Here is a 13251-nt window from a genome sequence, read left to right on the forward strand (position 1 = left end):
TCGTTCGATTCTGTGAATAGTGTGCGATTAAATAGTCATCGATTCATTTCTGGCGGGCTTGCCGCCCGCCGTCACCACCCCACCGGAGCCTCACCATGTCCATCGAAAAAGTCCTCTACACCGCCCACGCTCACGTTACCGGCGGCCGCGACGGCCGCGCCGTCTCCTCCGACAACGCGCTCGACGCCAAGCTGACCACGCCGCGCGAACTCGGCGGCGCCGGCGGCGACGGCACCAACCCGGAGCAGTTGTTCGCCGCCGGTTATTCGGCCTGCTTCATGGGCGCGCTGAAGTTCGTCGCCGGCCGCGAGAAGATCGCGCTGCCCGCCGACGCGGCGATCGACGGCAGCGTCGGCATCGGCCAGATCCCGACCGGTTTCGGCATCGAAGTCGAACTGAAGATCTCCCTGCCGGGCCTGCCGCGCGAACAGGCGCAGGCGCTGGTCGACAAGGCCCACGTGGTCTGCCCGTACTCCAACGCCACCCGCGGCAACATCGACGTGACCTTGACCCTGGTCTGATCGGCGCGGCGATACCGCGTCGGCCCACGATGCGGCCGGTACGGGACTGCGAGCGATGACGAACGGCCCGGTTGCGCATGCAGCCGGGCCGTTTCCGTTCGAGCGCGGCACTGCGATGTTCGCGGCAATAGTCGATATCTTCCGCACGGCCTGTGCAGGCTGCACGGTGAGTTTCGGTGAGCTACATACAGCTGCCTGAATACGGGTGAGCGAACGTGAGTTCGCAATGCAGGCCGATCAATAAACTGCTACGCGATCGCACAGACTCGCCATGGCGTTTCGTTCTCTGCTGTCGCGAATCGAGGCACCCGCTGCACGTTGTCGATCGCCGCTGTCGTTCGTAACTGTCGAAACAGGATCTCGTCGTTGTCGGATGGCCGGGCCAGCGCCCGGCCTCGTCGTTGGCACGGGCGTGACGCCGTTGTAATCGAAGGTCCTCGTCCTTCGACCGTCCCCGTCGTGCCAGCTTTGGCTAACGGAGGAACGGTCATGCCCGCAGATGCGCGTCGTAGTCTTCGCCTACATCCCCTCAGCCGCGGCATCGCCCAGGCGATCCCGCTGCTGATCGCCCTGCAGATGTTCGCCGGGCAGGCCCGCGCTGCGTGCACGCCGGCCGTGCCGACCGACGGCGCCACGGTCAGCTGCACTGGCGTGCCGATCCTGCTTCCGCCGAATCCGAACAGCTTCCTCAGCAACGCCAACAACCTCGACGTCACCGTTCAGGCCGGCGCGATCATGAGCACGCTGCCGGGCGGCACCGCGATGACCTTCGGCGGCAACGGCCTGACCCTCAACAATCTTGGTGCGATCGACGCCAATGCCGCCGGCTCGCTGGTGCTGGCGCGCGCGCTCGCGGTCGGCAACCTGGTCGCGCCGGCCAGCGGCAATGTCGTCATCAACAACCAGGGATCGATCGAAGGCACCTTCGACGGCACCTTCGGCCTCGGCGGCACGGCGATGCTGGTGGCCAACACCGGCACCACCGCGATCACCAACAGCGGTTCGATCGGGATGAGCGCGTTGGGTCTGTTCGATCCGGTCAATTCGGTCGCAGTCGCCATCTACGGCGGCGGCAACGTCAACTTCACCAACACCGGCACGATCACCGGCCGGGTCGCGTTCTCCAGCCCCGGCAGCGGCGGCAATGTCTTCGTCAACGCCGGCACGATCAACGGCAGCGTCTCGCTCGGCACCACCCTCAGCAACGACACGTTCATCGCGGTCACCGGCTCCTCGCTCGGCAATCCGCTGATTCCCTTGCCGCCGGTGACCGTACCGACGCCGTCGGTACCGCCGAGTTTCCTGACCTTCGCCGCGACCGGTACCGTCGATGCCGGCGTCGGCGGTCTCGACACCCTGGTGCTGCAGAACACCGTCGCCGGCCCGGGTTCGGGCAGCGGCGGCAGCGGTTCGATCTCGGCGCTGCAATACCTCAACTTCGAAAACCTGACCGTCAACAGCGGCACCTGGACCCTGAGCGGCGCCGTGGTCAGCGGCAGCGCGACCCTCAACGGTGGCCTGTCGTTGTTCGACAATGCGCTGTCGTTCGGTACCGGCACCCTGACCGCGAACGGCGGCGCGATTCAGGCCTCGCTGCCGGGGCTGACCCTGGCGCAGAACGTCGACCTCACCGGCGGCTTGATCGTGCAAGGCCCTAACAACCTGAACCTCGGCGGCACCGTCAGCGGCGCCGGCGGCCTGATCAAGAACGGCACCGGCACGCTGTCGCTGCTCGGCAGCAACAACTTCAGCGGCGGCCTCGCGCTCAACGCCGGCGGTCTCACTCTCGGCAGTGCCGGCTCGCTCGGCACCGGTTTGTTCCTGGTCGGCGGCCCGGCGACGCTCAACGCCGCCTTCACCGGCACCTTGACCAACCAGGTACAACTCAACGGTGCGCTGACCCTCAACGGCGCCGGTACGCTCACCCTCGCAGGCAACATCAATGGCGCCGGCAGTCTGACCCTCAACAGCGGCGCGCTGGCGCTGACCGGCAGCAACAACTACAGCGGCGGTACCGTGCTGCAGGCCGGTTCGATCGATGTCGGCAACAACAGCGCGCTCGGCACCGGCACCCTGACCGTCAACGGCGCCGGCTCGCTCACCGGCGCAGCCGGCGTGACCCTGACCAACAACCTGGTGCTCAACAACACCCTCAACTTCGGTGCCGGCGGCGGTGGCGGCGCGTTGACCCTCAACGGCACGATCAACGGTGCCGGCGGTCTCAGCCTCGCTGGCGCGCCCGGGCTCACCCTCAACGGCAGCAACAATTTTTCTGGCGGCTTCAATCTCGGCGATGGCGCACTGACGGTCGGCAGCAACACCGCTCTCGGCAGCGGCGCGGTGACCGTCAGCGGCGCCGGCACCCTGGACGCCAACACCGCGGTCAGCCTCGGCAACAACTTCAATCTCAATGCCGGGCTGGGCATCCTCGGCAGCAACGACCTCGCCCTCAACGGCAGCCTCGGCGGCCTCGGCGGCCTGACCAAGAGCGGCGCGGCGACCTTGAGCCTGGGCAACGCCAACGTCTTCGCCGGCGGCATCAACCTGCTCGGCGGCGGACTCAGTGTCGGCACCAACACCTCGCTCGGCCTCGGTACCTTGAGCGTCAACGGCGCGGCGAACTTCAGCTCCACCGCGGCGGTCAACCTCGGCAACGCAGTGGTGCTCAATGCCGACCTCGGCATCGGCGGCAGCAACGACATCGGTTTCGGCGGCCTGATTTCCGGCGCCGGCGGATTGAACTACGGCGGCAGCGCCACCTTGAGCCTCAACGGTGCCAATGCCTTCGGCGGCGGCGTCGATCTGTTCAGCGGCAGCCTCAGCGTCGGCAACAACCTCGCCCTCGGCACCGGCGCGCTCGACGTCAGCGGCAATGCCGGCTTGAGCGCCGGCGTGCCCGGCATCGCGCTCGGCAACGCGGTCAATCTCGCCACCGGCACCACCCTCGCCCTGAGCGGCGCCAATGCGCTCGCGCTCAACGGCACCATCGCCGGCGACGGCGGTCTGTCGATCAACGGCAGCGGCGCTTTCACCCTCGGCGGAAGCAACAGCTTCGGCGGCGGCGTGTCGCTCGCCGCAGGCAATCTCCTGCTCGGCGCCGATGCCTCGCTCGGCACCGGCACGCTCGACGTCGCCGGCAACGCCAGCCTCGCCAGCACCGGCGCGGCCTTGAACATCGGCAACGCGATCAACCTCGGTGCCGGGGCCGGGCTCACCCTCGGCGGCGCGGCCGACCTCGGTTTCGGCGGCACCATCGGCGGCGCCGGTTCGTTGATCAAGACCGGTGCCGGTGCAGTCTCGCTCAACGGCGCCAACAACTTCGGCGGCGGCTTCGACCTGCAGGCCGGCACCCTCAATCTCGGCACCGCTACCGCGCTCGGCAGCGGCGCGCTGTCGGTCAACGGCGCGGCCACGCTCAATGCCAGTACCGCGCTGAGCGTGAGCAATGCGATCAACCTCAACGCCGCACTGAGCATCGGCGGCGCCAACGATCTTGCCCTCGGCGGCACCATCGGCGGGGCCGGCGGCTTGAGTTTCAACGGCCCGGCCACGCTCACGCTGAGCGGCGCCAACGTCTTCAACGGCGGCGTCGCGCTCGGCGGCGGTACCCTCGCGGTCGGCTCCGACCTCGCGCTCGGCGGCGGCGCGCTCAACGTCGGCGGCAACGCCGGCCTGACCGCAAGCGCGCCCGACATCGCCTTGGCCAATGCGATCAATCTCGGCGCCGGTACGACGCTCGCCATCAGCGGTGCCAACGCGCTCTCGCTCAGCGGCAGCATCGGCGGCGCGGGCGGCCTGGCGATGAACGGCATCGGCACGCTCGAACTCGGTGGCGCCAACCTGTTCGGTGGCGGCGTTGCGCTTAATGCCGGCACGCTCGGCGTCGGCAACAACCTCGCGCTCGGCAGCGGTACGCTCAGCGTCGGTGGCGATGCCGAACTCACCGCGACCGCGCCTGCCATCGCCCTCGGCAATGCGATCACCTTGGCGGGCGGCGCGCAGTTGGGCATCGGCGGCACCAACGATCTCGCCCTCAACGGCAGCATCGGCGGCGCCGGCGGTCTGGCCTTCGACGGCAGCGGCACCCTGACGCTCGGCGCCGCCAACACCTTCGGCGGCGGTTTCGACCTCGACGCCGGCACGCTCGCGCTCGCCAATTCCACCGCGCTCGGCAGCGGCGCGCTCAGCGTCGGCGGCAACGCCAACCTCAGCGCAGCGATCGCCGGCATCGATCTGGCCAACACCGTCAACGTCGACGCCGGCACCGCACTCAGCGTGATCGGCAGCAACGGCCTGACCCTGAGCGGCACGGTCATGGGCAGCGGCACCCTGATCAAGGCCGGCAGCGCCGCGCTTACCCTCAGCGGCAACGTCTCCGGTTTCGCCGGCGGTCTGTCGGTGCAGGGCGGCACCCTCAACGTCAGCAATCCGATCACCGCCGGCTTCGCTTCAGCGGCCGGCACCAGCGCCAACTTCAGCGGCGGCGTCGACCAACTCAGTGCGACCGGCGCGATCGCCGGCGCGGTCGATCTCGGCGGCGGCGACGACCGTTTCTACAGCAGCCTGGCGAACCTCGCCGGCATCACCGGTTCGATCAACGCCGGCATCGGCAGCGACACCTTCGCGGTCGGCGGCAGCGGCGAGGGCAGCTTGCCCTGGGCTTCGTTGATCGGCTTCGAACAACTCAATCTCGCTGCCGGCGGCAGCCTGATCCTGCCCGCCGGCGGCACCGCCAACTTCGCCAACAGCGCCATCGCCGGCAACCTGGTGCTCAACGGCACGCTCGCCGTCAATGCCGCGGTCGCGGCGGGCGGCGCACTGATTGGGGACGGCGCGTTGACCGGTGCGTTGACGCTCGGCGGTACCCTCGCGCCTTCCGGCCTGGCCGGGGCGACGGGTGCGGCCGGCGGCAACGGATCGGTCGGCGCGTCGCTCAATGTCGCCAGCCTCACGGTCAATCCCGGCGCGACCCTGCAAGTGCGGCAGACCGGCGCCGGCGTCACCGACAGCGTGATCGTCGCGGGTACGGCGACCTTGAACGGCGGCCAGGTCGTGGCGATTCCGCAGGCCGGCAGCTACGCACCGGTTACCGACTATCGCATCGTCGATGCCGCGGCGATCAGCGGCGCTTTCACCGGCGTTTCGCAAACCGCCTTGCCCTTCCTCGATGCGACCCTGGTGACGATCGGCAACGACGTGTTCCTGCGCTTGAGCGAACACGATGTCGGCGGCAGCGGCATCCGCTTCAATCAGTTCCCCGGCCTCAGCGGCAATCAACAGGCGGTGGCCAACGCCTTGCAGACGATCGCAGACGCCAACAGCGGTCAGTTGCCGACCCTGATCGCGGCTGCGCGCGGCCTCACCGCGGCGCAGGCGCCGCGCGCCTTCGATACGCTCAGCGGCGAGACCTACGCCTCCATCGTCAGCGCCCAGCGCTACAACGCCGAGCAACTGCAACGCAGCGTCGCCCGCCAGCTCGACCGCGTGCGCGATGCCGGCGTCGAGGACGAGGAAACCCTGGGCACCTTGTGGGCGACCGCGTACGGCGGCCGCGCCGAGTTCGATGGCGAAGGCCTGGCCGGCATCGACAACTCGCTCGCCGGTTTCGCGATGGGCCTGGAAGGTTCGCCCGGCGCGAACTTCCGTTTCGGCGGCCACGTCGGCATGGCCCACTCGAAGATGGAGACCGACCGTCGCGACGACCGGGTCGAAGCCGATCTGTTCAATGTCGGCATCCAATGGTTGTATGCGCCGGGTGCGTTCTGGACCCAGGGCGCGGTCGGCTACAGCTACGCCAGCTACGACGCCGAACGCGAGATCGCGGTGGGCAGCTTCAACGCCCGCACCGATGCGCATTTCAGCGGCGACGGCGTGTACGGCATGCTCGAAGCCGGTTGGCGCTGGGATGGCGCGAGCCTGCGCATCGAGCCCTTGCTCGGCGTGTACTACAGCAAGCTCGAAGCGATCCGTTTCAGCGAGCGCGGTGGCGGCGACGCCAACCTGGTCGTGAGCAGCGACAGTTTCGACACCACCACCGCCGGCATCGGCGTGCGTTTCTCGGGCCTGCCCGGTCAGGGCGCGCGCAAGTGGCGGCCGACCGCGGACATCCGTTATCTGCACGACCTGCAGGACGACCGGCCGTTCGCGCGCAACGCTTTCGCCGGCGCGAGCGTGCCTGACTTCGCCGTCAACGGTTTCGCCGCCGAGCGCAATCGCTGGAACGTCGGCCTGGGCCTGTCCTACCAGCTCAGCCCGGTCAGCAGCGGCTTCATCGAGTACCGCGGCGACATCGGCAGCGACGATCGCGCGCATTCGCTCAACATGGGCCTGCGCCTGGGCTGGGGCGGTACCCCGGCGGTCGCGGTCGCGCGCGCGGCGCCGCGGGCCGATGCCCAGGCCGATGCGGGCGGCGGCGATCCGGCAGCGCCGGCTACGACGAGCTCGACTGCGAAGGCGGCTTCGTCGATGCCCGTCGTCGCGGCGTCGGCGCTCGCCAGCGGCGCGGCCGTGTCGGCACCTTCGAGCGCAGGTACGACTGCGCAAGCGGTTGCGGCGCCGGCGCGTCCCGGCTATTGCCCGATTCGGCCCGCTGTTGCCTCCAAAGCTTCGGGCTCGATCGCGAAGGCCAAGGCGCGCGCTGCGCGGCCGATCTCCAAGAACAAGCGTGTCGCCTCGCGCGGCACCGGCATCAAGGCGAAGCCGCGTCGCAGTGCGACGCGGGTCGCCGCCCAGACACCGCCTCCCGCCCCTCCGTCGGGTGCGGTGGCCCTGCCGTCGCACTGGTGCGACGAGGCTTCGGCCCGGGTCGACTAGACCGGACCGATGCATCAGCGTCCCCGGCAGGGGGCGCTACTGGCTCCGGTACGCTGGACCGGAGCCAGTAGTCGCTTTTATCGTCACCTTTGTACCGCGCAAGGATCAGCGCAACGCGGCCTGTAGACGCGGTAGGCGCGCGATCAGCCTACGGTCGAGTACGAACACGAGCAGCAACGAGGCGCCCAGCAAGGGGAACAGCAGGCCGCAGCCCATCGCGATGGCGACGACGGTCTTCGCCTGGGTCGGCGTCGGGGTGCGCGGCGAGCCGAGGCGGCCGCGTGGGCGCCTCCGCCACCACATCCACACGCCGCTGAGGCATAAGCCGACTACGCCCAGGCAGGGCAGCAGCATGACGAACTGGTTGGCGCGGCCGAAGTAGTTGCCCATGTGCAATTGCACGCCGACTTCGACCGCCTGCGCCGCCCAGCCGTAATCGGCGAAGCCGGTGTCGCCGGCGACGGTGCCGCGATAGCGGTCGATCTGCACGCTGCGCTGGCCTTGTGGGCGGTCCGGATAGACCGTCGCCGAATAAACGCTGTCGACGCTCTGCGGCAAGGACAGGCGGTAGTCGGCGACGAGTCCCTGCGCGGCGAGTGCGCGCACCGCGGCATCGATGCCGATGTCGGTCGCCTGCGACGGCGAAATGCCGGCATGCCCGCTGTGATGCGCATGCGCGGATATCGGCATCGGCGCGTCGCGCAGAGTCCATGGCGTTTCGCCGATGGCCTGCGCCATGGTCGGCGCGGCGCTGGACTTGGCCGGGCCGTGGTGGCGATGCTGTTCGGGATGACCGATGCCGAGCGACTGGGTGCCGGCGCGCAACAGATCGCCCCACACCCCGGCCCAGGGCAGGCCGGTCAGGATCAGGAATACGATCAGCGCCGAGGTCCACACCCCGGCCGCGCCATGCAGGCTGCGCCAGAAGCCGCGTCCGCGCGCGCGCAGATCGGGCCACAAAGCGCGATACCAGCCGGGTCCGGACGGCCACCACAGATACAGGCCGGTCGCGATCAACAGCAGTGCCCAGCACGCGGCCAGCTCGACGATGGCGTCGCCGACGCGGCCGAGCAGCAGCGAGCCGTGCACGGTGTCGGCGAAACCGACCAGGGTGCGGGTATAGACGAAGGCGCCGTGGACGCGGGCGGTGCCGGCGTCGACGAACACCCGCAGCGGCTCGCCCTGCGCCGGCGTCACGAACACCTGCGCGGTGCGGCGCGGCTGCGAGGGCAAGTCGATGCGCGTCACCGTGCCCGGATACGCCGCCTGCACGGCTGCGATCAGGCGCGACGGCGGCAGCGCGGCGCGGCGTTCGGGCGCGAAGCGCAGATCGGCGTGGACCGCATCTTCGATCTCGTCGTTGAACAGATAGATCGAACCGGTGATCGCCAGGATCAGCAGCAAGGGCGCGACGAACAGGCCGGCATAGAAATGCCAGCGCCAGACCGCGCGATAGAGATCGTGAGCGGCCGCGGCCATGTCAGAACGAGTGCGAATAGGTCAGCTCCAGCGTGCGCGGCGCGCCGAGGTAGACCTGGGTTGCGCTGTAGCCCGACCACTGCGCATAGAAGGCGTTGCCGAGATTGCGCAGGCGCAGGCTGTAGCGGCTGGCGGACGAAGGTTCCCAGGCGACCGAGGCATCGGCGACGGTATGCGAACGGACCCGATAGGCGTTGGCGTTGTCGGTGTAGAAATCGCCGACGTGGCGCAGGCCGAGGCCTAAGCTCAGGGGCAAGCCTTCGAGGCGATACCAAGCGTCGAGGCTGGCGCTGCGCTCGGGCACGTTCGAGGGGCGATTGCCGCTGCGGTCGATGCCGCCGGCTTCGAGCAGGCGGTCGAAACGCGCCGACAGCAAGGACGCGCTGGCGTCGATGCGCAGTCGCGAGGTGGCCTGCGCCGACAGCGAGAGCTCGACCCCGCGCGAGGACTGACGGCCGTTCTGCACGGTCAGTGCCGGCTGCAATGGGTCGCGGGTCAGGATGTCGTCCTGGCGCAAGCGGTAGGCGGCCGCGGTCAGCTGCAGGCGATCGTCGAACCATCGGGTGCGCAGGCCGATTTCGATCGAATCGCCTTCGCTGAGCTCGAAGGCGTTGTTGCGCTGGTTGATGGTCAGGAACGAGCTGACCGGCAACACCGCGTTGCTGTACTGCGCATACAACTGGGTGCCGGGGCGCAGATCGAACACGCTGCCGAGCCGCCACGAGGTGGGGTTGAAGCGGCGGCGGAAACCGCTGCGCAGGCCGGTGTCGAGATCGATGCCATCGCGATCCAGCGAGATGCGCTCGTGGCGCAATCCGCCGACCAGCAGCCAGCGCGGGCTCAGGTTGATCGCGTCTTCGACGAATAAGGCGGCGACGTCGACGCGGGTGCTGAAATCGTTGCGGCCATTGCGGAAACTGGCGGCGGTGTCGGCCGGAAAGCGGCCTCGCTCGTGCGCGGCCAGGTCGACCGGTGCAGCGCGGCCGAAGCGGCGCAGGTTGAAGAAGTCGGTATCGCTGTATTCCACTCCGGTCGCGAACACGTGCCGGCGCCCACCGAGGCGGCCGTCGTGGCGCAGGCTGAGGCGCTCGTTCCAGACCCGCTGCTCGTGGTGGATGCGGGCGCTGCTGCGGTCGAGCACGCCGCTGGCGGCGTTGTAGCTGAAGTCCTCGGTGTTGTCCCAGCGGCGCCGTGCGTCGTAGACACTGAACTCGTTGCTGAGCGACCAGTGCTCGTCGATGCGGTAATCCAGGCGCGAGCGCAGCCAGGTCGAATGCGCATCCATGCGGCCGTCGCCGACGTTGTAGTTGCGTGCGCGCGCGGCCCGGTCGATCGCCAGGCCGAAGGCATTGTCGACCAGCCCGCTCGGTGCGCTCGCCAGCGTGCGCGGCACCAGCGGAGTGCCGAAGTAAGCCGTGTCGAAATCGTCGCGCTGATGGTCGAGGGCGAGGGTGGCCGACAAGCGCTCGTTCGGGCGCCACAGCAGCGAACCGCTGAACGCCAGCGCCGCCGAGTCGGTGTCGTCGACGTGGCCGCTCGAACGATTGGCGCTGAGCACCCCGCGAATCGCCAGGCGTTCGCTGAGCGGCAGGTTGCCGTCGAGGCCGAGGCGGGCGCTGCCGTGGCTGCCGTAGCCGAGCAGCAGTTCTCCGTTGCGCTCGTCGAGTTGCGCGCTCTTGGGCACGTAGTTGATCGCGCCGGCGAGCACGCCTTCGCCGTACAGCACCGAGGCCGGGCCTTTGAGTACTTCGATGCGCTCGAAGTTGAAACTGTCCCAGTTGCGCGAGGAGAAGCCCGAACTGGTCAGGCGCACGCCATCGAACAAGTAAGCGATCGCGCCGCTGGCGAAGCCTCGCATCGAGGCTACGCCGGGCTGCCCCGGCAGATTGCCGGCCATGGCCCCGGGCATCGCACGCAGGGCTTCGACGCTGTCGCGCAGACCCCGCGCCTGGATGTCGTGACGATCCAGCACGTCGAGCGTCGCCGGGATTTCCTCTGGGTCCAGGCCGAGCCGGCTCGCGGTGGCGACCGAGCGCGCCGGCGCTGGCGCGGCGACCACGCGCACCGCATCGAGGTCGACCGCCGCGGCATCGGCGTGGGCGAGTTGGGGCGTGTGCGCCGCGGCGAAGCAAGCCAGGGCGAGGCGAAAGCGGCGGTGGTGAGGGGGCATCTGCGGGATCGGGACTCGGAACGGCGGAGGCGCGGCCGCACGGCAAGGTGGCGGCCACGGTCGCGGCGGATAGGGGGAGGCGGCGCTTGCAGCCGCCGGGCGCGCAGATGCTAGGCGAGGCAGTGGCGCAGCCGGCTGCGGCAAGTTGCCGCACTGCGCCTTCCGACCTGCGGTCGCGGCGCTCGCCTCTGCTGCGATGCATTCCGGCCTATGCTGGCGGCCCGCGCTGCAGGACTGGCGCGGTTTGCCCCGGCCTCGCGCCGCCCCGTTTGCCCGCCACGGTGACGCCATGACCCGAAAGATCGAAGGCCCCTTCGACGTGAAACTCAGCCCGGAGCCGGTGCACGACGCGGCCACGGGGAAATTCGGACGCATGGCGATCGACAAGCGCTTCCATGGCGAACTCGATGCGGCCAGCCGCGGCGAGATGCTCGCGGCGATGACCGAGGTCAAAGGCTCGGCCGGCTACGTCGCCCTGGAAAAAGTCGAGGGCCGCCTGGACGGGCGCAGCGGCAGCTTCCTGTTGTTGCACCGCGCCCTGATGGTGCGCGGCACGCCCGACCTCAGCATCGTGGTGGTGCCGGACTCGGGCACCGGCGAACTGCTCGGCCTGACCGGTACGATGGGCATCGACATCCGCGAAGGCGGTGCGCACTTCTATCGCTTCGAGTACGCGCTGCCCGAAGCCGAATAGGCGAACGACGGACGCTGGTTTGAATCGTCGTGCCGGCGCGCCGCCGGTCCGGCCGGCATATCGCGCAAAGACGCCCGCGCGCGTCTCAAGCACCATCGACGGGACAATCCATCGCGGCCCTGCGAACGCCGTCGCGGCGCTTCCGTGCGAACGTGTGCGCCGATCCTCCTGCCTCGCCGGCCCCGCAGAGCGGGCGCCGCGACGCTGTATGGATCGGCGCTTGCATGCGCATCGCACCGCCTCGTCGCCGCCCTTCGGGCCAGGTCGCTCCGTCCGTTTCGTTCGTCTCGATAGTCCTTCCCCATGCGCCAGACCGCTGTCCTGCTTTCCGCTCTGTTGTTCGCTTCCGGCGTGCACGCCGCCGGCCGCGAGGCCTGCACCAACGGCCACACCCGTCTTCCGCCCACGGTCAATCTGCGCCTCGACAACGATCTGTTCGGCGGCCAGGACCAGGGCTATAGCAACGGCATCCAGCTGACCCTGGTCTCGCCGAACCTGGCCGACTACACCGACGACCCCTGCATTCCGCGGCTCGCGCGTTGGGTCAACCGTCGCCTCGATGCGCTGCAGCCCGAAGGCTTCGAACAGCGCAACATGATCGCGACCTTCGCCCAGGGCATCTTCACCCCGACCGACTACACCCGCGGCGACCTGATCGAGGACGACCGGCCGTACGCAGCGGCCTTGCTGGTCGGCCTGGGCTATAACGCCCGCAACGGCGATTACCTGCAGACCACGCAGCTGCAGTTCGGCCTGGTCGGGCCGTCTGCGCTGGGCAAGCAAGTGCAGAACGAAGTGCACAAGATGCTCGGCGACGAGACCTTCCGCGGCTGGGACCACCAACTGCACGACGAACCGGTGTTCCGCATCGTCCACGAACGCATGCACCGCTATTCGGCCGGCGACGCCCACAACGGCCGTTGGGGCTGGGATGCGATCGGCCATTACGGCGGCAGCTTCGGCAACCTGGCGACCTTTGCCAACGCCGGCGCGGAACTGCGTTTCGGCTTGCGCCTGCCGGACGATTTCGGCAGCACCCCGTTGCGTCCGGCCGGCGAAAACACCGCGCCGACCCAGCACTACAACACCGGCAACCGCCGTTTCGGCGCGCATCTGTTCATGACCTTCGATGCGCGCTGGGTGTTGCGCGACATCACCCTGGACGGCAACACCTTCCGCGACAGCCACAGCGTCGACAAGCGGCCGTTAGTGGCCGATGTCGGCTACGGCTTGGCGGCGATGCGCGGGCGCTGGAAGTTCGCCTTGGCGCGGTATCACCGGACGCGGGAGTTCGAGGGGCAGAGGCAAACGCCCGTGTTCGGGAGTTTTACCGTGAGTCGGGCGTTTTGACTCACGGGATGCAGTTGCCTCCACTGTAGGAGCGGCGTGAGCCGCGACTACTGGACGCGTAGAAAGACCAACGCCCATGTCGTGCATCGAAGCAGCGTGCCTTCGCAGGGTAGGAGCGGCGCGAGCCGCGACCGCGTCGTTTCCGCCTTGCGGCGCCTCCCTTGAGCTAGATCAAGATCAAACGCCAAAAGCTTCCGCCACTAAAGCGGCGGGTTACTTTCTTT

The 13251-nt window shown here is 69.0% G+C and carries 6 protein-coding genes; 4 read left to right on the top strand and 2 right to left on the bottom strand.

Translation table 11 applies throughout. The annotated features are described in order from the left end of the window. The first annotated feature begins 95 nt into the window (after window positions 1–95). Window positions 96–521 carry an organic hydroperoxide resistance protein gene (locus EX88_RS0116140; protein WP_031373027.1) on the top strand — a complete coding sequence of 142 codons (426 nt, stop codon included), beginning with the start codon at window positions 96–98 and terminating at the stop codon, window positions 519–521. 489 nt (window positions 522–1010) lie between these two features. Further along, the gene (locus EX88_RS0116145; RefSeq protein ID WP_031373028.1) at window positions 1011–7334 is read left to right on the top strand and encodes an autotransporter domain-containing protein; all 6324 of its coding nucleotides are present in this window, start codon (window positions 1011–1013) and stop codon (window positions 7332–7334) included. A 105-nt stretch (window positions 7335–7439) separates the two neighbouring features. Here the strand turns inward: EX88_RS0116145 and EX88_RS0116150 are convergent, their stop codons facing one another. Together EX88_RS0116150 and EX88_RS0116155 are read right to left on the bottom strand one after the other, a co-directional pair. Next, the gene (locus EX88_RS0116150) at window positions 7440–8813 is read right to left on the bottom strand and encodes a PepSY-associated TM helix domain-containing protein (RefSeq protein WP_036149168.1); all 1374 of its coding nucleotides are present in this window, start codon (window positions 8811–8813) and stop codon (window positions 7440–7442) included. A gap of 1 nt (window position 8814) precedes the next feature. After that, window positions 8815–10983 (bottom strand): TonB-dependent receptor, encoded by a 2169-nt coding sequence (locus tag EX88_RS0116155; protein WP_051885188.1) that lies wholly within the window; start codon window positions 10981–10983, stop codon window positions 8815–8817. Between the two features lie 289 nt (window positions 10984–11272). On the opposite strand from EX88_RS0116155, the gene EX88_RS0116160 reads away from it, so the two are divergent. Both EX88_RS0116160 and EX88_RS0116165 read left to right on the top strand, forming a co-directional pair. Next, the gene (locus EX88_RS0116160) at window positions 11273–11677 is read left to right on the top strand and encodes a DUF3224 domain-containing protein (RefSeq protein WP_031373031.1); all 405 of its coding nucleotides are present in this window, start codon (window positions 11273–11275) and stop codon (window positions 11675–11677) included. A gap of 303 nt (window positions 11678–11980) precedes the next feature. Continuing rightward, the gene (locus tag EX88_RS0116165) at window positions 11981–13027 is read left to right on the top strand and encodes a lipid A deacylase LpxR family protein (RefSeq protein WP_031373032.1); all 1047 of its coding nucleotides are present in this window, start codon (window positions 11981–11983) and stop codon (window positions 13025–13027) included. Window positions 13028–13251: the final 224 nt, after the last annotated feature.

This window comes from Lysobacter antibioticus (assembly GCF_000731095.1).
In the GTDB taxonomy this organism is placed as follows: domain Bacteria; phylum Pseudomonadota; class Gammaproteobacteria; order Xanthomonadales; family Xanthomonadaceae; genus Lysobacter; species Lysobacter antibioticus_B.